We start from the raw sequence: 24134 nt of genomic DNA, 5'->3' as shown, positions 1-24134 counted from the left end.
ATATGAAAAAAGAATTAACAGATTTATTTAAAAATAGTGAAGTTTCTGAAGCACAAAATTTTAATAGCATTAAAATTACTTTAGCTAGCCCTGAAAAAATTAAATCTTGGACATATGGTGAAATTAAAAAACCAGAAACTATTAACTATAGAACTTTTAGACCAGAAAAAGACGGTTTGTTTTGTGCTAGAATTTTTGGACCTATAAAAGATTACGAATGTTTGTGCGGTAAGTACAAGCGTATGAAGTTTAGAGGAATTATTTGTGAAAAATGCGGAGTTGAAGTTACAAAATCCAATGTAAGAAGAGAGAGAATGGGTCACATAAACCTCGCTACTCCTGTTGCACACATTTGGTTTTTAAAATCTTTACCTAGTAGAATTTCATTAGCCGTTGACATGAAGCTAAAAGAAGTTGAAAGAGTTCTTTATTTCGAAAACTTCATAGTTATTGAGCCTGGTTTAACTGGTCTTCAAAAAAATCAATTACTTAACGAAGAAGAATTAGCAAAATATCAAGACGAGTTTGGTGAAGAGTCATTTGAAGCTGGTATTGGAGCTGAAGCAATTTTATCTATTCTTAAATCAATGGATCTTGAGCTTGAAAGAAAGCTTTTAATTAATACAATTAAAGAAACAAAATCAAAAGTTAATGAAGAAAGATCGATTAAAAGACTTAAATTGATCGAGTCATTTATTGAAACTGGTCAAAAGCCAGAATGGATGATTTTAACTGTAATACCAGTTATACCACCTGAATTAAGACCTTTAGTTCCATTAGATGGTGGAAGATTTGCTACATCAGATCTTAATGATCTTTATAGAAGAGTTATAAACAGAAATAATCGTCTTAAGAGATTAATGGATTTAAAAGCTCCTGATATCATTGTTAGAAATGAGAAAAGAATGCTTCAAGAATCTGTTGATGCATTATTTGATAATGGTCGTAGAGGAAGAGTAATTACTGGAACTGGTAAACGTCCACTCAAATCTTTAGCAGAAATGCTTAAAGGTAAACAAGGTAGATTTAGACAAAACTTACTAGGAAAAAGAGTAGATTATTCAGGAAGATCTGTAATCGTTGTAGGGCCAGACCTTAAATTGCATGAATGTGGTTTACCTAAGAAGATGGCTTTAGAATTATTTAAACCATTCTTGTATGCTAGATTAAATAAACTAGGATTAGCCTCTACAATCAAACAAGCAAAAAAATTAGTTGAAAAAGAAACTAATGCTGTTTGGGATGCACTAGAACTTATTGTAAGAGAACACCCAGTTTTATTAAACCGTGCACCTACACTTCACAGACTTGGGGTTCAAGCTTTTGAACCTAAGTTAATTGAAGGAGATGCAATTGAACTTCATCCTTTATGTTGTGCGGCCTTTAATGCTGACTTTGATGGTGACCAAATGGCTGTTCACGTACCTCTAAGTTTAGAAGCTCAACTAGAAGCAAGAATTTTAATGTTATCAACAAATAACATTTTAAGTCCATCAAACGGTAAACCTATAATAGTACCCAGTCAGGATATGATCTTAGGTCTTTACTATTTATCTCAAGCGCCTTTTCAAACTGAAAAGCCAGATGGTTACTTCATAAATAATGATGAAATTGAACATGCACTATCTACAGGTCAAATAAAAGTTCACTCTACTATTGTTTCTAGATTTGAAACATTAGATGAGAAGGGCAACAAAAGAGTTGAAAAACACACTACGACTGCTGGAAGATTCTTATTAGCTAACTTACTTCCAAAACATAAAGATATTACTTTTTCAATGATTGATAGATTGCTTCCTAAAAAAACTGTTTCAGAAATTATTGATAGTGTATTTAGATTTTGTGGTCAGAAAACTACTGTTATATTTTGCGATCATTTAAAAGATTTAGGTTTCAAACATGCATTTAAAGCTGGTATTTCTTTTGGTAAAGATGATTTGGTTATTCCTGTAAATAAAGGACAACTAATTGAAGATACTAAAAAATTAATTGCAGATTATGAAAATCAATATTCAGAAGGTTTAATTACTAGAGGTGAAAAATATAACAAAGTTGTTGATGCTTGGTCAAAATGTACAGATAAAGTTGCTGGTGAAATGATGAGAGGTATTTCGGCTACGGAAAGTACTCCTGATGGCATGAAGATTAACTCAGTATTTATGATGGCAGATAGTGGAGCTAGAGGTTCAGCTGCGCAAATGAAACAGTTGGCTGGTATGAGAGGTCTTATTGCAAAACCATCTGGAGAAATTATCGAAACACCAATTATTTCTAATTTCAAAGAAGGTTTAACTGCCCTAGAATATTTTAACTCAACACACGGAGCCAGAAAAGGTTTAGCTGATACAGCCCTAAAAACTGCAAGCTCGGGTTATTTAACAAGAAGACTTTGTGACGTAGCTCAAGATCTTACTATATCTAAAATTAAGTGTGATAATCCAGGGTTTATTGAATTAGCAGAAATTTTGGAAGGTGGAAATGTTGTTGTTAGTTTATCAGAAAGAGCACTTGGAAGAGTTACAGCTTTCGATGTAAAAAATCCAATCACTGGCGAAGTAGTTATTAAAAAAGAAACAATGATTGATGAAGCTGGTTGCGATAAAATTGATGCAGCTGGTGTTAAATTTATCAAAGCTTATTCAGTTATGACTTGTAGCTCTAAACTTGGTGTTTGTGCTACTTGTTATGGAAGAGATTTATCTAGAGGAAAAATGGTTCATGTTGGTGAAGCAATTGGTATGATTTCAGCTCAATCGATTGGTGAACCAGGTACGCAATTAACAATGAGAACCTTCCACGTTGGTGGTACTGCTTCTGTTAAACAAGAATCTCAGATCGTAACAAAAACAGCTGGAACTTTAAAAATTATAAATTCTAACTTACTAGAAGATTCTAAGAAAAATTTAATTGTAATGGGAAGAAACACTCAATTATCAATTGAAGATAATAATGGAGTTCAAGTTGCTGTTTATAAAGTTGCTTACGGCTCGAAATTATTTTTCCAGAATGGTGATAAAGTTAAAGCAAATGAAAAGATTTGTGAATGGGATCCTTATACAACTCCAGTTATCGCAGAGAAAAGTGGTATAGCTGGTTATGTAGATTTAATTGATGGTGTTTCAATTCAAGAAACAACTGATGATGCAACAGGAATTTCATCTAAATCAGTTATTGATTGGAGAGCTCAATCTAAAAATACAGATTTGAAACCAAGAATTACTTTAAGAGATGATAAAGGTAATGTTATTAAAAAAGCTGACGATAATGAAGCCAGATATTATTTGGTTCCAGATTCAATTCTTTCAGTGAAAGATGGTCAAAAAATATTTGCTGGTGACATAATAGCTAGACTTCCAAAGGAAACTACTAAAACAAAAGATATTACTGGAGGATTGCCTCGTGTTGCAGAATTATTTGAAGCTAGAAAAGCAAAAGATAGCGCAATAATTGCAGAAAATGATGGCCAAGTTTTATTTGGTAAAGAAGTTAGAGGAAAACAAAGAATTTCCATACAACCAGATAATGGTGAACCTTCAAATTATCTAATTCCAAAAGGTAAACATATTAATTTTAACCAAGGTGAAAAAATAAAAAAAGGTGAGTATCTTTTAGATGGACAACCGTTGCCACATGATATTTTAAGAATACTTGGTATAAAAGATTTAACAGAATACTTTGTTAACCAAGTACAAGAAGTTTATAGGTTACAAGGTGTAATTATTAACGACAAACATATCGAAACGATATTAAGACAAATGCTTAAAAAAGTTGAAATCAAAGAGTCTGGCGACTCGTCTTACTTACCAGGTGAAATGATTGACAGAATTAAGTTTGATAATACAAATGAAAAACTAGTTGCCGAAGGAAAGAATCCGGCATCTGGTGAAAGAGTTTTAATGGGTATTACTAAAGCATCACTTCAAACTGAGTCATTTATTTCTGCTGCTTCATTCCAAGAAACTACTAGAGTTTTAACTGATGCTGCGATTAAAGGTAAAGTCGACCCATTAAATGGCTTAAAAGAGAACGTTATTGTGGGTAGATTAGTTCCAGCTGGAACAGGTCACATTAAGAACAAATGGAATAAGAATGCCATTGATGCTGATAATAAATTCTTAGCTGAGCAAGAGAAAATTGAGCCTTTAGAGACTACAGAAACTCCAGCAAATTAATAAAAAAAACACGTTTAACTTGTAGTTTTAGTTTGACAATCAGAGATTTAATAGTATTTTGACGCTGTTTTTGGTTGGAATGTAGTACCTACTTTACGGAACTAAACGCTGCCACAAAATAACCTGTCAGTTATTTTCACTCAAAAATATATTAATTAATTAAAAAAATTTATGCCAACTATTAACCAGTTGTTAAGAAAAAAAAGAATTAAACCTGTTGCTAGGAATAAAGTTCCTGCACTTCAGAAACAGCCTTTGAAGAGAGGTGTTTGTGTAAAAGTTTACACAACAACTCCTAAAAAACCCAACTCAGCATTAAGAAAAGTTGCTAGAGTTAGACTATCTAATGGTTTTGAAGTTACAGCTTATATTGGTGGTGAAGGTCATAACCTACAAGAACACTCAGTTGTATTAATTAGGGGCGGTCGTGTAAAAGATTTACCTGGTGTTCGTTATCATATCCTTAGAGGAAACCTAGACACACAAGGTGTTGCAAATAGAAAGAAACGTAGATCTTTGTATGGAACTAAAAAAGGTAAATAATTATGTCTAGAAAAAAAACACAACCCAAAAAAGTTGTTACTCCAGACCCAATATTTAATTCTACAATAATCCCTAAATTAATTAACTCAATAATGTACGATGGCAAAAAAGTAGTTGCTGAAAAAATTGTCTATGAAGCTATAGAAAAAATAAAATCAAAAACAAAAGAAGAGCCCATTAATGTTTTTAATGAAGCAATAAATAACATCAAACCTACTGTAGAAGTTAGATCACGTAGAGTAGGTGGTGCAACTTATCAAGTTCCTGTTGAAGTTAAAACTAAACGTGCACAAGCACTTGCAATTAGGTGGTTAGTTGATGCTTCTAGAAAAAGAAAAGACAAACACATGTCAGATAAAATTTTTAACGAACTGTATGATGCTTATGAAAAAAAAGGTTCTGCAGTTAAAAAAAGAGAAGATGTACATAAAATGGCAGAATCAAATAAAGCTTTTGCTCATTTTAGGTGGTAATAAATTATGGCTAGAACACATACATTAAATAAATATAGAAATATTGGTATCATGGCTCATATTGATGCTGGTAAAACAACTACCACTGAGAGAATTTTATATTACACAGGAAAAAGTCACAAAATTGGTGAAGTACATGATGGTGCTGCAACAATGGATTGGATGGAACAAGAACAAGAAAGAGGTATTACGATTACATCAGCAGCAACAACTTGCTTCTGGAATGATCATAGAATTAATATCATCGACACGCCTGGACACGTTGACTTTACGATTGAAGTAGAAAGATCATTAAAAGTTTTAGATGGTGCTGTTTGTGTTTTTGATGGTGTTGCCGGTGTAGAACCTCAATCTGAAACAGTATGGAGACAGGCTGATAAATATAAAGTTCCAAGAATTTGTTTTGTAAACAAGTTAGATAGAACGGGTGCTGATTTTTATAGATGTGTTGAAATGATTAAGGATAGATTAGGCTGTAAACCTCTACCAATTCAAATCCCTATTGGTATTGAAGCAGATTTATCTGGCGTTGTTGACTTAGTTAAAATGAAAGCTCAAGTTTGGAAAAATGAAGCTTTAGGAGCTGAATGGGAATACAAAGAAATTCCTGATGATTTAAAAGAAATTTCACAAAAATACAGAACTGAATTAGTTGAAATGGCTGTAGAGCAAGATGAAAAACTAATGGAAGCTTACCTAAATGGGGAAGAAATCAAAGAAGAAGATTTGGTAAAATGCATAAGAAAAGGAACATTAAATTTTAGTTTTGTTCCAATAACTACAGGTTCAGCTTTTAAAAACAAAGGTGTTCAACCTTTACTTGACGCTGTAATTAACTACTTACCAAGCCCGATCGATATTGGGTCTATTAATGGAACTAAACCTGGTAGTGAAGATGTTGTTGAAATGAAATTTGATGATGGCACAGGGTTTTCTGCATTAGCATTTAAAGTTGCTAATGACCCATTTGTTGGTTCATTAACTTTTATTAGAATTTACTCGGGAACGATTAGAACTGGAACTGCTGTTTATAATACTTCAAAAGATAAAGAAGAAAGAGTTGGTAGAATGCTTTTAATGCATGCGAACTCAAGAGAGGATATCAAAGAAGCAAATACGGGTGACATTGTTGCTTTAGCTGGTTTAAAATATACGATAACAGGACATACTCTTTGTGATGAAGCTAATCCTGTTTTATTAGAACCAATGGAGTTCCCAGAACCTGTAATCGAAATTGCCGTTGAACCTAAAACAAAAGCTGACCAAGAAAAAATGGGTGAAGCATTAGGAAGATTGGCTAAAGAAGACCCATCATTCAGAGTAACGTCAGATGAAGAATCTGGTCAAACTATTATTAAAGGAATGGGTGAGTTACACCTTGATATTATTGTCGATAGAATGAAAAGAGAATTTAATGTAGAGGCAAATGTAGGTGCTCCTCAAGTTGCTTATAGAGAAACATTACAAAATGCCTCAGAATTTGAATATACTCATAAAAAACAAAGTGGTGGTGCTGGTCAGTTTGCAAAAGTTAAACTTTTGGTTGAGCCACAAGAGCCTGGTTCAGGTAGATCTGTCGAAAGCAAAATTAAAGGTGGTGCAATTCCTAAAGAATTTATTCCTGGTGTTGAAAAAGGAATTGAAACAATTTCAGATGGCGGAATTTTAGCAGGGTTTCCAATGATTGATTATAAAGTTACAATTTTAGATGGATTACATCATGATGTTGACTCAAGTGTTCTTGCATTTGAATTAGCAGGTAGAGCTTGCTTTAAAGAAGCTTGTACTAGAGGAACTTTGAAATTATTAGAACCAGTTATGAGAGTTGAAGTTGTTACACCTGAAGATTATATGGGTGATGTTATTGGTGACCTGAATAGTAGAAGAGGCCAAATCAGTACTCAAGAAAATAGAGGAAATGCAACAGTGATTACAGCTATGGTTCCTTTAGCTAATATGTTTGGTTATATAAATAGTTTAAGATCAATGTCTCAAGGTAGAGCTCAGTATTCAATGTTTTTTGATCATTACTCTAAAGTCCCACAAAATGTTCAGGATGAAGTAACTAAAAAGATTGCAGGCTAATTATTATGGAAAAACAAAATATAAGAATTAAATTAAGAGCATACGACAATAAGATTCTAGATGCATCTACAGAAGAAATTGTAAATACTGTAAAAAGAACAGGTGCCACGATAAAAGGACCAATACCTTTACCAACTAGAATTGAAAGATACACCGTTTTAAAAGGTCCTCACATTGATAAAAAAAGTAGAGAGCAATTTGAAACAAGAACACACAAAAGATTAATAGATATTATAGAGCCAACACCTCAAACTGTTGAAGCTTTAATGAAACTTGATTTAGCATCAGGTGTTGATGTGGAGATAAAAATTTAATTATGAGTGAAATTGCATTAGTTGGAAAAAAAATTGGTATGACTAGAGAGTTCTATAAAACAGGGCGTTTAGTTCCAGTAACTGTTATTAAAATGGAAAAGGCTAGAGTGATCCAAGTTATTGAAGAAGAAAAACGTGGATACAAAGCTGTGCAACTAGGATTTGGTAAAATTAAAGCATCTAAACTTACAAAAGCAATGAAGGGCTTTTATGCAAAAAAAAATACAGAAGCTAAGAAAAAATTAAAAGAATTTAGAGTTAAAGATACAGAGTTATACAAAGAAGGTAACGAATTTGGTCTTGAAATATTTAATGAAGTTAAGTTTGTTGATACAACTTCAAAAACTATTGGTAAAGGTTTCGCTGGAGCTATGAAGAGACACAATTTTGGTGGGTTAAGAGCTACTCACGGTGTTTCTGTATCACATAGATCTCACGGATCTACTGGACAAAGACAAGATCCTGGTAAAGTTTTTAAAGGTAAAAAAATGGCTGGTCATATGGGTGATAGAGTTAGAACTATGCAAAATTTAGAGATTATTAAGACAGATATTGAAAATGAATTGTTATATTTAAAAGGATCAATTCCTGGATCAAAAAATACTGAAATCTTAGTTAAAAAATCAGTAAAAGTTATAAACAAAATGACTATTAATGAAAAAATTGCTGCTGCTGAAGAAGCTAAAAAAACACCAGATAAAAAGAAAAAATAATGAAAATTGATAAATTAAACTTAGACGGTAAAAAAGATTCAATTGAAGTTTTAGATAAAATTTTCTCTGCTAAAATTAACAAAAGATTGGTTGATAACGTATTATATAAAACTAATGCTAATTACAAAGGTAGACACGCAAAAACTAAACAACAAAATGAGATTACTGGATCTACATCTAAAATTTATGCTCAAAAAGGTACTGGTGGAGCTAGACACGCAAGTAGAAAAGCACCTATTTTCGTTGGTGGTGGTGTTGCACATGGACCTAAAGGTGAACTGGCATACAAAAAAAGAAAATTAAATAAAAGTGAAAAAAAACTAAGTATTGCTTCACTAATTACTGAGAAGAATAAATTTAATAATTTGATAATTTTTAGTGATTTTGGAAATGAGATTAAAAAAACTAAAGAAATGCATTCAATTATTAAAAAATTTGAAATTACAAATTCATTAATCATTTTAGATAAATCATCCAAAGAGAAAATTGAAAAGTCAGTTAGAAATATTCCAAATGTTAAAGTTACGGATATTAATCATTTCAGTGCATTTGATATTATAAAGTTTAAAAAAGTAGTTTTTACAGAAAGTTCAATTAAAGAACTAGAAAAGAGATATTCTTAAAATGGATAAAATACATTTATACGATAAAATTCTATCACCAATGGTTACTGAGAAAACTACTAACTTGTCAGAACAAAACAAAATTGTTTTTAAAGTACCAAGAGCTGCAAACAAAACTAATTTGAAGAAAAATATTGAAAAGATTTTTAAAGTTAATGTTACGAAGATAAATATTATCAATAAACAAAATCGAACTAAAGTAGCTAGGGGAAAAAAAGTTAATGTTCAAGGTTACAAAAAAGCAATAATAACACTTAAAAAGGGTCAAAGTATTGACCTAACATCTGGAATTTAAAAATGGCATTAAAAACATTCAAACCGTATACAAAATCAACAAGAGGAACAATCTTAGTTGATAGAGCTGGTCTTTGGAAAGGCAAACCATTTAAGGCTTTAGTTGAGCCAAAAAATTCAATGCGTGGAAGAAATAATAATGGACACATAACTTCTCGTAATATGTCAGGTGGTGGACACAAGAAAATGTATAGGTTGGTTGATTTCTATAGAAAGAAAATCGACATGCCAGGTACTGTCGAAAGAATTGAATATGATCCAAATAGATCTTGCTACATCATGTTAGTTAAGTTTGATGATGGACAACATTTTTACTATTTAGCTCCTCAAAAAATTAAAGTTGGCGATAAAGTTGAAAATGGATCGGAAAAAGAAATTAAAGTTGGAAATTGTATGCCACTTAGAGATATTCCTGTTGGTATCAATATCCATAATGTAGAGCTAAAACCTGGAGCTGGTGGAAAAATAGCTAGATCTGCAGGTACATCTGTTACTATCAGTGGGTTAGATGGAAATTACTCATTAATTAAAATGACCTCTGGAGAGGTTAGAAAAATTGATTCAAGATGCATGGCAACAATTGGTGTGCTTTCAAACCCAGATCAAAAAAACATTAAGATTGGTAAAGCTGGAAGATCAAGATGGCTTGGTAGAAGACCTCATACTAGAGGAGTTGTGATGAATCCTGTTGATCACCCACACGGAGGTGGTGAAGGTAAAACTGCAGGTGGTAGACATCCAGTATCTCCAACAGGTCAATCTGCAAAAGGATTAAAAACTAGAGACAATAAGAGTACAGATAAATTTATAGTTAGAAGAAGAAACAACAGGAAGGATTCTAAAAAATAATGGCTAGATCAGTATGGAAAGGACCTTTTGTTGAAGAGAGCTTGATTAAAAAAGTTGAAAAACAAAAATTAGATCCAAAAAAAATGCCTATTAAAACGTGGTCAAGAAAATCAACAATAATTCCTGAGTTTATAGGGGTTAGTTTTTTGATTTATAATGGAAAAAAATTCATTCCAGTTACTATATCTGAAGATATGGTGGGTCATAAATTAGGTGAATTTTCTCCAACTAGAACATTTTTTGGACATACACCAGCTGAAAAAAAAGGAAAACCAGCTGAGAAGAAAAAATAATTATGAATAAAAAAAAGAAAATTAACAGAACTAAAGTAGATACAGTTAGATCTGTAAATAATAATATTAGATCTAGTGTTAGAAAACTTAACCCAATACTTAAAGCAATTGTTGGAAAAAAAGTTGATGTAGCTATTAGAGAGCTTCAATTTTCTGCAAAAAGAATTACTAGAGAAATAAGAAAAACAGTATCATCAGCTGTTGCTAACGCTGAAAATAACAATCAATACGACATAGATAAACTAATTGTTAAAGAAGCATACTGTGGGAAAAAAGTTGTTATGAAAAGATTTAGACCAAGAGCAAAAGGTAGAGCTGCACCAATTTTAAAACCTTATTCAACTATTACAATTATATTATCAGAAGCAAAACAAATGGAGAGTCATGGGTCAAAAAGTTAATCCTGTTGGTTTCAGACTAGGTGTAAACAGAGGTTGGGATTCTGTCTGGTATGCAAAAAAGAAAGATTTTGGAAATTATCTTATCGAAGATTTTAAGATCAGAGCATATATCAAGAAAAATGTTGTTAATTCTGGTGTATCTAAAGTTATGATAGAGAGAACCTCTAATAAATGTTTTGTTACTATTTACACATCAAGACCGGGATTTGTAATTGGAAAGAAAGGTAGCGATATTGATAAAATAAAAAATAATTTATCTAAATTTACCAACAATGAAGTAACGCTTAATATTAAAGAAGTTAAAAAACCGGAAACAAATGCCTATTTAGTTGCTGAAAATATAGCGCAACAATTAGTTAAAAGAATATCATATAGAAGAGCCATGAAGAGAGCTATGCAATCATGTTTAAGACTTGGTGCAAAAGGCATTAAAGTTTCTATTAGTGGTAGACTAGGTGGAAATGAAATAGCTAGAACTGAATGGTTAAGAGAAGGAAGTATACCATCACATACTTTAAGAGCAGATATTGACTATGCAGAAGCTGAGGCATTAACAACATTTGGTATTATTGGAATAAAAATTTGGATTTATAAAGGTGAAGTATTCGCTAAAGAATTTAGCCAAGAAACTAACAAGATAGCTCCTAAAGAGGTTAAAGAATAATTATGTTACAGCCAGTTAGAACAAAATACAGAAAAGCACATAAAGGAAGAATTCATGGAACAGCTACACGTGCTAGCAAGATTAACTATGGATCTTTTGCATTAAAAGCTATGGCGCCAGAGAGAATTATAGGAAAACAAATAGAAGCTGCTAGAGTTGCTTTAACAAGACACATGAAAAGACAGGGACGTGTTTGGACAAGAATCTTTCCAAATATACCTGTTTCAAAAAAACCTGTTGAAGTACGTATGGGTAAAGGTAAAGGAGCTCCTGAATATTGGGCTTGTAGAGTGAAGCCAGGTAGAATTTTATTTGAAATTGATGGTGTTTCAGAAACAATAGCAAAAGAAGCACTTTATAAGGCTTCAGCTAAACTACCTATAAAAACAAAATTTATTAAGAGATTTGCATAATATGAAAAAACAAGAAATTAAAAAATTATCTAAGGATGAAGTTATCAAAAATATTGATAAATTAAAAAAAGATTTATTTAACTTTAGATTTCAAAAAATTAATTCACAAGTTACAGATCCATCTAAAATTGGACAAACTAAAAAAACTATAGCTAGATTAAAAACTACACTAAAAGGAAAATTAAATGCCTAAAAAAATATTAACAGGAGTAGTAACAAGCGATAAACCAAACAAAACTATAACTGTATCTGTTGAAAGAAAATATTCACACCCAGTATTAAAAAAAGTAGTTAAAGTTAGAAAAAAATATAACGCTCACGATGAAAATAATAAATTTAAAACTGGAGACACAGTGTCAATAATTGAGTGTAAGCCTTTTTCTAAGAATAAAAAATTTCAAGTAATGGATGGATCTAAATGATACAAGTACAAACTGAATTATTAGTAGCTGATAACACTGGTGCAAAAAGAATAGAATGCATTAAAGTTTTAGGTGGCTCTAAACGTAGATACGCAAGTATTGGTGATACTATCGTTATCGCAGTTAAAGAGGCATTACCTAAAGGAAAAGTTAAAAAAGGTTCTGTTCATAAAGCTGTTGTAGTTAGAGTTAAAAAGGGAATTCATAGGGAAGATGGATCTAAAGTTAGATTTGATAATAATGCAGCTGTTTTAGTTGATGATAAAGGTGAACCAGTGGGGACTAGGATTTTTGGTCCAGTAACAAGAGAATTAAGAAGTAGAGGTCAAATGAAAATAATTTCATTGGCTCCAGAGGTTTTATAAATGATTAAAAAAGGATTAAAAGTTAGAGTTTTAACAGGAAGAGATAAAAAAAAAGAGGGTGAGGTTATTGAAATCGATAGACCTAATAACAGAGCAAAAGTTCAAGGAATTAACATTGTGAAAAAACATGTTAAAACTACAAAAGAAAAAAAAGGTGGAATAGTCTCTAAAGAGAGCTTCATCCACATTTCAAACCTTAAACTTATTGACGAAAAAGCTAAAACAAAAAAAACTGAGGCTAAGAAATAATGATACCTAGATTAAAAGAACTTTATTACAAAGAAATCCAACCACAGCTTAAAGAAACCCTTGGATATAAAAATACCTATATGGGGCCAAAAGTTGAAAAAGTTGTTATTAACATGGGTCTTGGTCTTGATGGTGCTGATGCAAAGATTATGAAATCTACTGAAGAAGATTTAGGAAAAATTACAGGTCAAAAACCAACTGTGACTAAATTTAAAAAATCAGTAGCAAACTTTAAAACGAGAAAAGGTACAAACGCTGGTTTAAAAGTTACTTTAAGAGGTAACAAAATGTATGAATTTTTAGATAGACTTGTAAATATTGCTTTACCAAGAATTAAAGACTTTAGAGGCTTATCACCCAAAGGATTTGATAAGTTTGGTAATTATACGTTTGGCATTAAAGAACATATAATTTTTCCAGAAGTTAATTTTGATAGAATTGATAAGATTAGAGGTCTTGATGTTGTAGTTGTGATCTCTGCTTTAAATAAAGATCATAGTTTTGCTCTTTTAGAAAAACTAAATTTTCCATTTATTAAAAAAGGAGACAATTAAGAATGGCTAAAGTAAGCGCAGTAAATAAAAATAATAAAAGAATTAAACTTTCAGATAGGCTTTTCAAAAAAAGACAAGCATTAAAGAAAATTGTAATGGATAAAAAAATATCATTAGAAGAAAGATTTAAAGCACAGCAAAAGCTTTCAAATTTACCTCGTAATTCTGCAAAAAACAGAGTTATGAATAGATGCCAAATTACTGGAAGACCACACGGTGTTTACAGAAAATTAAAAATATCAAGAATAGCCTTAAGAGACTTGGGACTGCATGGATTAATTCCTGGCATGACTAAGTCGAGTTGGTAGAAAGGATAATATGAGTTTAAGTGACCCAATAGGGGATATGATTGCAAGAATAAAAAATGCACAAGTGAGAAATCATAAGAAAGTAGCATTACCTTCTTCTAACTTTAAAGTTAAGATTGCAGATATTCTTAAAAGTGAAGGATTTATAAAAGACTATAAAATTGAAACTGAAAATAATAAACCCACATTGTCAGTTGACTTAAAATATTATTCTGGAAATCCAGTAATTAGTACTTTTGAGAGAGTATCTAAGCCTGGTAGAAGAATATTTTCAAGTGCTGATAGTTTGCCAAAAATTAATGGCGGACTAGGAATAGCTATTGTATCAACACCAAAAGGTGTAATGACTGATATTGAAGCTAGAAAACAAAAAGTTGGTGGCGAAATAATTTGTAAGGTATTTTAATGTCTAAAATTGGTAAAATAAGTATTTCAATCCCTGAAAAAGTTAAAGCAGTACTATCTGGTAGTGTTCTTAACATTGAGGGACCATTAGGTAAAAAATCACTTAATATTGATCTTGAAATGTTTAATCTTGACGTTACCGAAGGAAAAGAAATATCTATCAGCCCTAAAGTAAAGGATCAAAACTCAAAAAGATTATGGGGCATGAATAGAAGCTTAATCAATAATGCTGTTATTGGGTCAAGTACTGGCTATGAAAAAATTCTTGAGCTTGTTGGAGTGGGTTACAGAGCTGCATTAAAAGATAAACAGTTAAATTTGCAATTAGGTTATAGCCACGATATTAATTTTGATATTCCTGAAGGAATTAAAATTGTTGTTGAAAAACAGACGGTAGTTAAAGTTAGTGGATCTGATAAACAGCAAGTAGGTATGGTTGTTTCAAAAATCAAAGCTTTTAGAAAACCAGAGCCATATAAAGGCAAAGGTATTAGAGAGCAAGGTCAATACATTCTAAGAAAAGAAGGGAAGAAGAAATAATGAAATTAAATACCATCCAAAGAAAGAAATTTAGAGTTACTGGTAAATTAAAAAAAGTTGCATCATCTGATAGATTAAGACTTAGCATATCAAGATCTGCAAAAAATATTTCAGCTCAAATTATTGATGATGTTAAAAACATTACTTTAGTGTCATGTTCTTCTGTTGAAAAAGACATTCGTTCTATGGACAAAGTAAATAAAACAGAAATTTCTAAAATAGTAGCAGAGAAACTTGCAAAGAAAGCCCAAGAAAAGAAAATATCAAAAATATTTTTTGATAGAGGTATATACAAATACCACGGCAGAGTTAAAGTTTTTGCTGAAACACTACGTAAAAATGGAATGGAATTTTAATTATGGATTTTAAAGACAAAAAAGACGACGGTATTTTAGAAAAATTAGTTCACATCAACAGAATTACAAAAGTAGTAAAAGGTGGTCGTAGATTTGGTTTTTCAGCTTTAGTAGTAGTTGGTAATCAAGCAGGTAAAATTGGAGTAGCACATGCTAAAGCCAAACAGGTGCCTGATGCAATTAAAAAAGCCAATGAAACAGCAAGAAGAGTTTTAATCCATGTGCCGCTAAGAGAAGGCAGAACTATTCATCATGATGTTTATGGTAAAGATGGTGCTGGTAAAATTATTTTAAGATCTGCTCCTAAGGGAACAGGTATTATTGCAGGAGGTCCTGTAAGAGCAGTTTGTGAAGTTTTAGGAATTAAAGATATAGTTGCTAAATCAATGGGTACATCAAACCCTCACAATATGATAAGAGCGACGATGAAAGCTCTTTCAAAACAAAATTCACCAAAGCATATTGCAACAATTAGAAATAAAAAAATTTCTGATGTAATCGAAAAAAGAGGATAATGACTACATTAAATACTACAGGAAAAGTTTTATACAAAAAAAAGATGAGAGTCGGTAGAGGTATCGGTTCTGGAAAAGGAAAAACATCTGGCAGAGGTGTTAAAGGTCAAAAATCTAGATCTGGTGTTGCTATTAAAGCTTTTGAAGGTGGTCAAATGCCTTTATATAGAAGATTACCTAAAAGAGGCTTTAATGCAATTAAGAGATACCAAGCTGTTATTGCAATAATGAACTTGGAAAAAATTCAAACTTTTATAACTGAAAAAACAATTAATTCTGGTGATGTTATTAATATGGCATTACTTAAAAAACTTAAATTGATCAATAAAAATTCACAAAAATTAAAGATACTAGGTACAGGTGAAATTAAAGATAAAGTTAATATCGAAGCTGACTTAATCTCTAAATCTGCTGTAGAAAAATTAGAGAAAGCTGGCGGAACAATACAATTAAAAAAATAATTAAGATATTATGAGCTCTTCTTCTCAAACTAATGATCTTAAAAATCGTATAATCTTTACAATATTTATCTTAGCAGTTTATAGATTTGGTACTTTTGTGCCAATTCCAGGCATTGACCCTGAGCAATTACAAACAATGATGAGTGGTAATCAAAAAGGATTACTTGGAATGTTCAATGTTTTTTCAGGCGGGGCTGTAAGTAGAATGGCTATATTCGCACTTGGAATTATGCCTTATATTTCTTCTTCAATCATAGTTCAGTTATTAACTGGCGTATCTGATTACTTTAAAAATTTAAAGGCACAAGGTGAAACTGGAAGAGCAAAAATAACTCAAATCACAAGGTATGGGACTGTAATTCTTGCTACTATTCAGGGTTACGGATTATCTATAGGTTTACAATCTTCTGCTGACTTAGTTATTAATCCAGGCTTATTTTTTACTATAACAGCGGTATCAACCATTGTTGCTGGTACAATGTTTTTAATGTGGCTTGGTGAACAAATAACACAAAGAGGTATCGGTAATGGTATTTCGTTGATTATTTTTGCTGGTATTGTTGCTGAAATTCCACGTGCTTTAGTTACTACATTCGAGTTGGGTAGAACGGGCGCTGTATCTACAATTATGATTATTGGAATTTTTGTATTATTAGTCGCAACAATTATGTTCATTGTTTTCATGGAAAGAGCATTAAGAAAAATTTTAATAAATTACCCTAAAAGACAAATGGGAAATAAAATGTACGGTGGTGAATCTTCTCATTTACCTTTAAAGATTAACCAAGCCGGTGTTATTCCAGCAATCTTTGCTTCAGCTTTATTATTATTGCCTGTTACCTTTTCTAATTTTAGTTTTTCAGACAATGATACATTCTTAAATTTAAGTTCATACTTTACACAAGGACAACCCCTTTACATGTTGCTTTATGCTTCTGGAATAATATTTTTTACTTTTTTCTACACATCCATAACATTTAATCCAACTGAGACTGCTGATAATTTAAGAAAATATGGTGGTTTTGTACCTGGAATTAGACCAGGTGAAAATACAGCTTTGTATATTGAAAAAATTGTGACAAAACTTACGACAATTGGGGCATTGTATTTAACAATAGTTTGTTTAATGCCAGAATTTCTAATTGCTAATTATCCAATACCCTTTTATTTAGGTGGAACTTCAATCTTGATTGTTGTTGTAGTTGCAATTGATACCGTTACACAAATCCAAACTAGATTAATGAGCTCTCAATATGAGCAATTAATTAAAAAAACAAAATTCGGAAAATAATTAAGTGAATATAATTCTTTTTGGTCCTCCAGGAGCGGGTAAGGGGACTCAAGCTCAATCTATTGTTAAAAAACATAATTACTTCCAATTATCAACAGGCAATCTATTAAGAGATGAAGTTAAATCTAAAACTGATCTTGGAGTGGATATAGAAAAGCTAATATCTAATGGCAAATTTGTTTCAGATGAGATCGTAAATACTTTATTAAGACAATCTTTAACTAATTTAAAATATAGAGATAGAATTATTTTTGATGGCTATCCAAGAAATGTTGAACAAGCTATTAATTTAGAAGTTTTATTAAATGAGTTTAACCAAACAATAGGGCATACTATATTTTTAAATGTATCAAGAGACATTATTGAAAAACGTATTATGGGCAGAATGACCTGTGAAAAATGTAATATGACGTTAAATGAATATTTTAATAAGGAGCAAATAGAGCTTCATCCTTGTGGTGTTGAACACTTAAAGAAAAGAAAAGATGACAATCTTGAAATTGTTATTTCTAGATATGACACTTATATGTCTTCAACAAAACCAGTGTTAGAATTCTATTCAAAAAATTCAAATTTCACTGAAATTGATGGAGCAGGTGAAATTGATCAAATAACCAATAAAATTAATGAAATTCTTAAGGTTTAAGACGTTGACTTTGGAACATCTTCTTATATAAAAGGCTAAATTTATTCTCAAAAATATGGCTCGTATAGCAGGTGTAAACATTCCGCAAAACAAACTTGTCCACATAGGACTAACGTACATCTATGGTATTGGTAATAAATTTTCTAGCCAAATTTGTACTTCTTTAGAAATTCCTAAAGCAAAAAGAATAAATGAACTTACTGACGAAGATATTTTAAAAATTAGAGAATACATTGATGCAAATTTTAAAGTCGAAGGTGATCTTAGAAGAGATTACTCTTTAACTATTAAAAGATTAATTGACCTTGCTTGTTACAGGGGATCTAGACATAGAAAAAAACTTCCTGTTAGAGGACAAAGAACAAGATGTAATGCAAGAACAAGAAAAGGTAAAGCAATAGCAATTGCTGGTAAAAAATTAACTCCACTTAAAAAATAATTAATTTATGGCTAAAGTAGATAAAGTTGAGAATAAAGATGCTGTTGTAGAAAAAAAAGTAGATAAAAAATCTAAGAAAAGTTCTTATTCCAAAAAAAAGAAAATAAAAAAAAATATTCTTAATGGTATTGCTTATGTACAGTCTACTTTTAACAATACAATAATTTCAATTGCAGATACTAATGGAAATGTAATTTCTTGGGCATCCGCTGGACAAAAAGGTTTTAAAGGTTCAAGAAAATCAACACCTTATGCTGCACAAATTGCTGCAGATTCTGCTGCATCTAAAGCTTTAGAATATGGAATGAAAACTTTATCAGTTGAGGTTAAAGGACCTGGTTCAGGAAGAGAAACCGCATTAAGAGCTTTACAAGCGAGAGGATTTAAGATTCTTTCAATAAAAGATACAACACCAATGCCACATAACGGCGTAAGACCACCAAAAAAAAGGAGAGTTTAATAAATGGAAAGTTTAAATGTAAATGCTAAAAATTGGAAAGCATTAATTAAACCAGCTCAATTAGATGTTAAAATTAGTGATGACAAATCACATGCAAAAATTATCGCAGAACCTTTAGAAAAAGGATATGGTTTAACTTTAGGTAATTCTTTAAGAAGAATTTTACTTTCATCAATCAGAGGTGCTGCTGTAACTTCAATTCAAATTGATGGTGTTTTACATGAATTTACATCTATCAAAGGTGTTAGAGAAGATGTTACTGACATAGTTTTAAACGTTAAATCATTAGCTTTAAAAAGCTCATCAGAAACTACTAAAAAACTTATTTTAGATGCTAAGGGTCCTGGAGAAATTAAAGCTTCTGACATAGCACCAGTTGCCGATATTGAAATTTTAAATCCTGATCTGGTTATTTGTAATTTAGATGAAAATACGCATTTCCATATGGAAATGAATGTTGGAACAGGTAAGGGATACGTTCCTGCAGTAATGAACAAACCAGAAGAACCACCTTTGGGATTAATTGCTATAGATTCTTTATATAGTCCAGTTAAGAAGGTTTCTTACTCTATAAGCACAGCAAGAGAAGGAAAAGCCCTTGATTATGATAAATTAATTATGGAAGTTGAAACTAATGGATCAATTTCTGCTGAAGATGCCGTTGCTTATTCTGCTAGAATTTTCCAAGATCAACTAAATATGTTTGTTAATTTTGACGAACCTGTTGAAGTACCTGTAAAAGAAGTTTCATCTGAGCCTGAATTCAATAAGAATTTATTAAGAAAAGTTGATGAACTTGAATTATCTGTGCGTTCTATGAATTGTCTTAAAAATGATAATATTATTTACATTGGAGATCTAGTTCAAAAGTCAGAAGGTGAAATGCTTAGAACACCTAACTTTGGAAGAAAATCACTTAATGAAATAAAAGAAGTTTTAACTGGTATGTCTTTATACTTAGGTATGGAGATTCCGAACTGGCCACCAGAAAATATAGCTGAAATGTCTAAAAAGTTAGAGGAGCAAATCTAATGAGACATGGTATGGCTAATAAGAAGTTAAATAGAACTTCTGAACATAGAAAAGCTTTATTGAAGAATATGCTTAATTCTTTAATAAAATATGAACAGATCACTACAACACTTCCAAAAGCTAAATTCTTAAAACCTCAAGCTGATAAAATCATAACTTTAGGAAAAAAAGAGACTCTTCAAACTACAAAAATGTTAATGTCTAAATTACAAGATATAACATCTGCGAATAAAGTAAAAAAAACATTGTCAAAAAGATATGAAGCAAGAAATGGTGGCTACACAAGAATCATCAAAGCTGGCTTTAGATATGGTGACAATGCACCTATGGCTGTAATTGAATTTGTAGATAGAGATGTTGAGGCAAAAAGAGTTGATAGAAAGAAAAAAGATCCAGCTAAAGATAAAACTGAAGAGAAAAAATTAGCTACTGCTTAATTTTTTATATAAAATTATATCATCATGAAAAAGTCTTTTAACGTTGATTCAACGTTTAACGATATGCGTATCGATAGATGGATACGTAATAATCTTGGCAATTACCCTCAAGGTCTAATTGAAAAAAGTTTAAAAAGTGGAAAAGTTAAAATCAATAATAAAAAAATTAAAAGCTCTCATAAAGTAAAGACAGGTGACACTATAGATTTATTCAACTTTGATTTTAAAGAAACAATTGTTCAAAAGACAATTAAATTTGTACCTTCAGAAGAAGTTATTAAAGAAAATGAAGAATTAATAATTGATAATAATGATGATTTCATTGTTCTTAATAAAAGCTCTGGTATTTCAGTTCAAGGTGGAACTAAATCTAAAAAAAATCTTGTAGATATATTTGCTCGTAGTGAAATTTTTCAGGACACAAAACCATTTTCTGTACATAGACTTGATAAAGATACATCTGGAGTTTTTATTATGGCAAAACACAGACAATCCGCTCAGTTATTAACCTCTTTATTTAGACTTCGAAAAGTTCATAAAACTTACCTGGCTATATGCCATGGAGAATTGCAAAAGGACTCTGGTGAGTGGAATGATGATTTAACCAGATATGATAATGATAGAGAGGTAGTTGAAAAAGCTAGAACACTTTACAAAGTTTTAGATAAAAATTCTATATGTAGTCTAGTTGAAATGAAACCAATCACAGGAAGAAAACATCAACTAAGAAAACAACTTTATGCAGTAGGATGTCCAATCTACGGAGATCAAAAATATAAATTTAGTAACACAGATAAAGCAATAAATAAAAATTTAATGCTTCATTCATATCAAATTAAATTTATGATAAATGATAAAAAATATACCTACACAGCATTATTACCAGATTATTTTAAAAAACTTTTAAAAACAAAAAGACTTAGATTTCCAAATTCTTAGAAAAGGTTTCAATAATAATTTCATCTAAATTCTTATAGTCTTGATCTTTAATTTCTTTAAGATTGATTACGCCTTTGTCTGAAATACCACACGGAATAATATTTTTATATTTTGAAAGATCGTTATTAATATTTATTGCAAATCCATGATATGCTATCCACTTACTTACTCTTACACCAATTGCTGCAACTTTATTAATTTTACCTTTATGGTCAGTCCAAATACCAATGTTTTTTGGATCACCAAATGTCTTAATATTAAATTTTGATAAACTGTCAATAATCGTCTCTTCAATTAAAGTTATAAATTTTCTTATATCTTTTTTTCTTTTTTTTAAATCTATCACAAAATAACAAATCAATTGACCTGGACCATGATAAGTAATTTTTCCTCCACGGTTTGTTTTTACTAGACTAATATCTTTATTAAGAATTTCTTTTTCTTTATAACTCGTACCTGCTGAATAAACCTCTTCATGTTCTAAGATCCATATTAAATCCTCTTTTTGACCATTGTTTATCTCCAATAATCTTTCTTCAAGTAGTTTTATTGCATCTTCATATTTTATTGGTTTTATTGACTTTTTAATCTCTATATTCATTTATAAATTGTATTATTTTTATTATGCACTATTAGTGCAAAATTGATTTATAGGTAAATTTATGTCTTTAATAAAAAAAATAAAAGATAAAAAAGTTAATTTTGAGTTTAATAAAGAGTACATAAAAGTTGTTACTTCTAAGATTGCTAATAATGATGCTCAATTTATTACTAATTCTTTTAATGAGATGCACCCAGCTGATGCGGCTGATATAATTGAACATCTTGGTCAAAATGATAGAGAAAGCTTAATTAAACTTAATAATTTCAATATAGATCCAGAAGTTTTTATTGAATTAAACGAGTCGGTGCAGTCTGAAATCATAGCTTATCTTTCACCTGATACTATTGTTAGACTTTTAAAAAATCTTGAATCTGATGATGCGATTACAATTTTAGAAAATGTTGATGAAAAAGATAAGAATACAATATTAAGCTCCTTACCTCCAAAAGATAGATTTGCTTTACTTGAAAGCTTAAGTTATCCGGAAGACACAGCTGCTAGAATAATGCAACGTGAATTCACGGCAGTTCCTAGTAATTGGTCAGTTGGTCAAACAATTGACTATTTAAGAGAAAATAAAGATTTACCTGAGGAATTTCTTGAAATTTTTATTATAGATGAAGATTTTAAACCGATTGGAACTGTTCCATCATCTAAAGTTTTAACTACTTCGAGAGAAACTAAAATGCTTTCTATTATGTCAGAATCTCAACTACTTATTCCTGTTGATATGGACAAAGAAGAAGTTGGTAACGTGTTTGAAAACTATAGCTTAAATTCAGCAGCTGTTGTTGATAAATCAAACAAGTTGGTTGGTATGATTATGTATGACGATGTTTTAACTGTATTAAAAGAAGAAGCCGAAGAAGATGCCTTAAGATTAGCTGGGGTAGGGGATGAAGAAATTACTGATGGAGTTTTTAAGAAAACTAGAAGAAGATTTAACTGGCTTTTATTAAACTTATTTACAGCATTTCTTGCAACGTGGGTTATTAGTTTATTTGGTGCAACAATCGAACAAATGGTTGTGCTTGCATTTCTTATGCCAATCGTTGCATCTATGGGTGGTAATGCTGGAATGCAAACTTTGGCTGTAACTGTAAGAACATTAGCAACAAATGACTTAACAAAAAACAATTTTACTCAAAATATTTTAAAAGAATTTAATATTGGTATTTTAAATGGTATCATATTTGCAATAATAAGTGCTTTAGTAGTTCAAGTTTGGTTTCAAGATTCTCTACTTTCTTTAATAATTTCTATGTCAATGATAGTTACGATGATTGTTGCAGGTTTATTTGGAATTTTAGTACCTATAACTTTAAAAAAAATGGATATAGATCCTGCTATTGCATCAAGTGTGTTTGTAACAACTATTACTGATGTTATAGGTTTTGTTTCATTTCTTGGTGTTAGTGCTTATTTTCTCTAAAAATTGTCAATTAATCGTACGTTATTAATATAGTAAGCCACAAAAAGTTTAAAAGGTTTGTTCGTAATATTTGTGCTTAAATTATGTGTGTTTCTACATTCCAAATATTCAATTTTAATATCAAAATTTTTAGATAGCTCTTCCTTTAAATTAAATATCATTTTTTTGTAATTTTTTTTGTTTTTCTTAATTTCATTTTTTAAAGATAATAATTTTTTTGCAATTATTCCCGAATTAATAAAACTTTTCTTATTTAATAAAGAGTTTCTGGAAGATAAAGCTAGTTTGTTTTGTTCTCTGACTGTTTTACATACTTGAACTTTGGTATTGTGTTTATTTTCAATATAGTTTTTAACCAAGAAAAATTGTTGAAAATCTTTTTCTCCCATAAACATTTTTTGTGGAGAAATTAATTCAATAAAACGATCCAAAACATCAAGTACACCTTCAAAATGTCCTTTTCTAAATTTTGCACACAATATTTTTTGTGATTTATTTAGTTTGATTTCATTATTTTTTTTCCAATAAATTTGTTTAATGGTTGGTAAATATACATAGTCAACTTTAAGTTTTTTAAGATAACTCAAATCTTGCTTTAAATTTTTAGGGTATGTTTTGTAATCTTTTTTATTATTAAATTGAGTTGGATTAATAAAAATACTGACTAATGTTTTTTTGCAGTTTTTTTGTGATGTCTTGATTAATGTCTTGTGACCTTCGTGTAAACTTCCCATTGTTGGGACAAAACCTAATCTTTTATCTAACTCAATTGCCTTAATTAAATCAGTTTTTAATTTTATTAATTTCATTTGTAATAAGAATATTAATAAGTAAAACATTTA

34 protein-coding genes are annotated in these 24134 nt (G+C 30.6%); 32 read left to right on the top strand and 2 right to left on the bottom strand.

Translation table 11 applies throughout. The features are described 5' to 3' along the window. Positions 1 to 2 precede the first annotated feature (2 nt). The 31 genes from rpoC (at position 3) to AC5SML_RS03695 (ending at position 21256) form a co-directional block, all read left to right on the top strand. On the top strand, positions 3 to 4172 hold the full coding sequence (rpoC, locus tag AC5SML_RS03845; protein WP_006996806.1) for a DNA-directed RNA polymerase subunit beta': 4170 nt from the start codon (positions 3 to 5) through the stop codon (positions 4170 to 4172). Positions 4173 to 4343: 171 nt separating this feature from the next. Then, positions 4344 to 4715, top strand: a complete 372-nt coding sequence (gene rpsL, locus AC5SML_RS03840) for a 30S ribosomal protein S12 (protein WP_006996807.1) — start codon at positions 4344 to 4346, stop codon at positions 4713 to 4715. A 2-nt stretch (positions 4716 to 4717) separates the two neighbouring features. Further along, positions 4718 to 5188 carry a 30S ribosomal protein S7 gene (gene rpsG, locus AC5SML_RS03835; RefSeq protein ID WP_006996808.1) on the top strand — a complete coding sequence of 157 codons (471 nt, stop codon included), beginning with the start codon at positions 4718 to 4720 and terminating at the stop codon, positions 5186 to 5188. A gap of 6 nt (positions 5189 to 5194) precedes the next feature. Next, positions 5195 to 7273, top strand: a complete 2079-nt coding sequence (fusA, locus tag AC5SML_RS03830) for an elongation factor G (protein WP_006996809.1) — start codon at positions 5195 to 5197, stop codon at positions 7271 to 7273. Positions 7274 to 7278: 5 nt separating this feature from the next. Beyond that, positions 7279 to 7587 carry a 30S ribosomal protein S10 gene (gene rpsJ, locus AC5SML_RS03825; RefSeq protein ID WP_006996810.1) on the top strand — a complete coding sequence of 103 codons (309 nt, stop codon included), beginning with the start codon at positions 7279 to 7281 and terminating at the stop codon, positions 7585 to 7587. Between the two features lie 2 nt (positions 7588 to 7589). After that, positions 7590 to 8300 (top strand): 50S ribosomal protein L3, encoded by a 711-nt coding sequence (gene rplC, locus AC5SML_RS03820; RefSeq protein ID WP_006996811.1) that lies wholly within the window; start codon positions 7590 to 7592, stop codon positions 8298 to 8300. Further along, the gene (gene rplD / locus AC5SML_RS03815; RefSeq protein WP_006996812.1) at positions 8300 to 8923 is read left to right on the top strand and encodes a 50S ribosomal protein L4; all 624 of its coding nucleotides are present in this window, start codon (positions 8300 to 8302) and stop codon (positions 8921 to 8923) included. Before rplC ends, rplD begins: the two co-directional genes overlap by 1 nt. 1 nt (position 8924) lies before the next feature. Beyond that, the gene (gene rplW, locus AC5SML_RS03810; protein WP_006996813.1) at positions 8925 to 9218 is read left to right on the top strand and encodes a 50S ribosomal protein L23; all 294 of its coding nucleotides are present in this window, start codon (positions 8925 to 8927) and stop codon (positions 9216 to 9218) included. A 2-nt stretch (positions 9219 to 9220) separates the two neighbouring features. Then, entirely contained in the window at positions 9221 to 10066 is an 846-nt protein-coding gene (rplB, locus tag AC5SML_RS03805; RefSeq protein WP_006996814.1) for a 50S ribosomal protein L2, read from the top strand. Next, positions 10066 to 10359: a 30S ribosomal protein S19 gene (gene rpsS, locus AC5SML_RS03800; RefSeq protein WP_006996815.1), complete on the top strand. Its 294-nt coding sequence runs from the start codon at positions 10066 to 10068 to the stop codon at positions 10357 to 10359. The genes rplB and rpsS overlap by 1 nt, the downstream gene beginning before the upstream one ends. Positions 10360 to 10361: 2 nt before the next feature. Beyond that, entirely contained in the window at positions 10362 to 10760 is a 399-nt protein-coding gene (rplV, locus tag AC5SML_RS03795; protein ID WP_006996816.1) for a 50S ribosomal protein L22, read from the top strand. Beyond that, on the top strand, positions 10744 to 11424 hold the full coding sequence (gene rpsC, locus AC5SML_RS03790; RefSeq protein ID WP_006996817.1) for a 30S ribosomal protein S3: 681 nt from the start codon (positions 10744 to 10746) through the stop codon (positions 11422 to 11424). The genes rplV and rpsC overlap by 17 nt, the downstream gene beginning before the upstream one ends. 2 nt (positions 11425 to 11426) lie before the next feature. Further along, entirely contained in the window at positions 11427 to 11837 is a 411-nt protein-coding gene (rplP, locus tag AC5SML_RS03785) for a 50S ribosomal protein L16 (RefSeq protein WP_006996818.1), read from the top strand. Between the two features lies 1 nt (position 11838). Then, a complete protein-coding gene (gene rpmC, locus AC5SML_RS03780) occupies positions 11839 to 12030 on the top strand; it encodes a 50S ribosomal protein L29 (protein ID WP_006996819.1) in 192 nt (63 codons plus the stop codon). Further along, entirely contained in the window at positions 12023 to 12259 is a 237-nt protein-coding gene (gene rpsQ / locus AC5SML_RS03775; RefSeq protein ID WP_006996820.1) for a 30S ribosomal protein S17, read from the top strand. The genes rpmC and rpsQ overlap by 8 nt, the downstream gene beginning before the upstream one ends. After that, entirely contained in the window at positions 12256 to 12624 is a 369-nt protein-coding gene (gene rplN / locus AC5SML_RS03770) for a 50S ribosomal protein L14 (RefSeq protein ID WP_006996821.1), read from the top strand. The genes rpsQ and rplN overlap by 4 nt, the downstream gene beginning before the upstream one ends. Next, on the top strand, positions 12625 to 12873 hold the full coding sequence (gene rplX / locus AC5SML_RS03765; RefSeq protein WP_006996822.1) for a 50S ribosomal protein L24: 249 nt from the start codon (positions 12625 to 12627) through the stop codon (positions 12871 to 12873). It abuts the gene before it with no gap. Continuing rightward, positions 12873 to 13427, top strand: coding sequence for a 50S ribosomal protein L5 (gene rplE, locus AC5SML_RS03760; RefSeq protein ID WP_006996823.1), 555 nt, complete (start codon positions 12873 to 12875; stop codon positions 13425 to 13427). The genes rplX and rplE overlap by 1 nt, the downstream gene beginning before the upstream one ends. 2 nt (positions 13428 to 13429) lie before the next feature. Further along, positions 13430 to 13735 (top strand): 30S ribosomal protein S14, encoded by a 306-nt coding sequence (gene rpsN / locus AC5SML_RS03755; RefSeq protein WP_006996824.1) that lies wholly within the window; start codon positions 13430 to 13432, stop codon positions 13733 to 13735. A gap of 10 nt (positions 13736 to 13745) precedes the next feature. Beyond that, a complete protein-coding gene (gene rpsH, locus AC5SML_RS03750; RefSeq protein ID WP_006996825.1) occupies positions 13746 to 14141 on the top strand; it encodes a 30S ribosomal protein S8 in 396 nt (131 codons plus the stop codon). Then, entirely contained in the window at positions 14141 to 14680 is a 540-nt protein-coding gene (gene rplF / locus AC5SML_RS03745; protein ID WP_006996826.1) for a 50S ribosomal protein L6, read from the top strand. The genes rpsH and rplF overlap by 1 nt, the downstream gene beginning before the upstream one ends. Then, positions 14680 to 15036, top strand: coding sequence for a 50S ribosomal protein L18 (gene rplR / locus AC5SML_RS03740; protein WP_006996827.1), 357 nt, complete (start codon positions 14680 to 14682; stop codon positions 15034 to 15036). The genes rplF and rplR overlap by 1 nt, the downstream gene beginning before the upstream one ends. 2 nt (positions 15037 to 15038) lie before the next feature. Then, complete coding sequence (gene rpsE, locus AC5SML_RS03735) at positions 15039 to 15551, top strand: 30S ribosomal protein S5 (protein ID WP_006996828.1); 513 nt, start codon at positions 15039 to 15041, stop codon at positions 15549 to 15551. Beyond that, entirely contained in the window at positions 15551 to 16012 is a 462-nt protein-coding gene (rplO, locus tag AC5SML_RS03730; protein WP_006996829.1) for a 50S ribosomal protein L15, read from the top strand. The genes rpsE and rplO overlap by 1 nt, the downstream gene beginning before the upstream one ends. A gap of 10 nt (positions 16013 to 16022) precedes the next feature. Then, complete coding sequence (gene secY, locus AC5SML_RS03725; protein ID WP_006996830.1) at positions 16023 to 17303, top strand: preprotein translocase subunit SecY; 1281 nt, start codon at positions 16023 to 16025, stop codon at positions 17301 to 17303. Between the two features lie 4 nt (positions 17304 to 17307). Beyond that, a complete protein-coding gene (locus AC5SML_RS03720) occupies positions 17308 to 17949 on the top strand; it encodes an adenylate kinase (protein ID WP_006996831.1) in 642 nt (213 codons plus the stop codon). 55 nt (positions 17950 to 18004) lie between these two features. Further along, positions 18005 to 18388, top strand: a complete 384-nt coding sequence (gene rpsM / locus AC5SML_RS03715; protein WP_006996832.1) for a 30S ribosomal protein S13 — start codon at positions 18005 to 18007, stop codon at positions 18386 to 18388. A gap of 7 nt (positions 18389 to 18395) precedes the next feature. After that, a complete protein-coding gene (gene rpsK / locus AC5SML_RS03710) occupies positions 18396 to 18848 on the top strand; it encodes a 30S ribosomal protein S11 (protein WP_006996833.1) in 453 nt (150 codons plus the stop codon). A gap of 3 nt (positions 18849 to 18851) precedes the next feature. Beyond that, entirely contained in the window at positions 18852 to 19880 is a 1029-nt protein-coding gene (locus tag AC5SML_RS03705; RefSeq protein ID WP_006996834.1) for a DNA-directed RNA polymerase subunit alpha, read from the top strand. Continuing rightward, the gene (gene rplQ / locus AC5SML_RS03700; protein WP_006996835.1) at positions 19880 to 20317 is read left to right on the top strand and encodes a 50S ribosomal protein L17; all 438 of its coding nucleotides are present in this window, start codon (positions 19880 to 19882) and stop codon (positions 20315 to 20317) included. Before AC5SML_RS03705 ends, rplQ begins: the two co-directional genes overlap by 1 nt. A 24-nt stretch (positions 20318 to 20341) precedes the next feature. After that, the gene (locus AC5SML_RS03695; protein ID WP_006996836.1) at positions 20342 to 21256 is read left to right on the top strand and encodes an RluA family pseudouridine synthase; all 915 of its coding nucleotides are present in this window, start codon (positions 20342 to 20344) and stop codon (positions 21254 to 21256) included. On the opposite strand, the gene lipB is transcribed toward AC5SML_RS03695, so the two are convergent. Beyond that, positions 21237 to 21857 (bottom strand): lipoyl(octanoyl) transferase LipB, encoded by a 621-nt coding sequence (gene lipB, locus AC5SML_RS03690; protein WP_006996837.1) that lies wholly within the window; start codon positions 21855 to 21857, stop codon positions 21237 to 21239. The genes AC5SML_RS03695 and lipB overlap by 20 nt on opposite strands. 61 nt (positions 21858 to 21918) lie before the next feature. On the opposite strand from lipB, the gene mgtE reads away from it, so the two are divergent. After that, a complete protein-coding gene (mgtE, locus tag AC5SML_RS03685; RefSeq protein ID WP_006996838.1) occupies positions 21919 to 23292 on the top strand; it encodes a magnesium transporter in 1374 nt (457 codons plus the stop codon). On the opposite strand, the gene panC is transcribed toward mgtE, so the two are convergent. Continuing rightward, the gene (gene panC / locus AC5SML_RS03680; RefSeq protein ID WP_494616868.1) at positions 23289 to 24131 is read right to left on the bottom strand and encodes a pantoate--beta-alanine ligase; all 843 of its coding nucleotides are present in this window, start codon (positions 24129 to 24131) and stop codon (positions 23289 to 23291) included. The genes mgtE and panC overlap by 4 nt on opposite strands. Positions 24132 to 24134: the final 3 nt, after the last annotated feature.

This window comes from Candidatus Pelagibacter sp. PS_17, from assembly GCF_059417945.1.
Note: the sequence above shows the minus strand (reverse complement) of the source record. Positions and strands in the feature narration are given on the sequence as shown.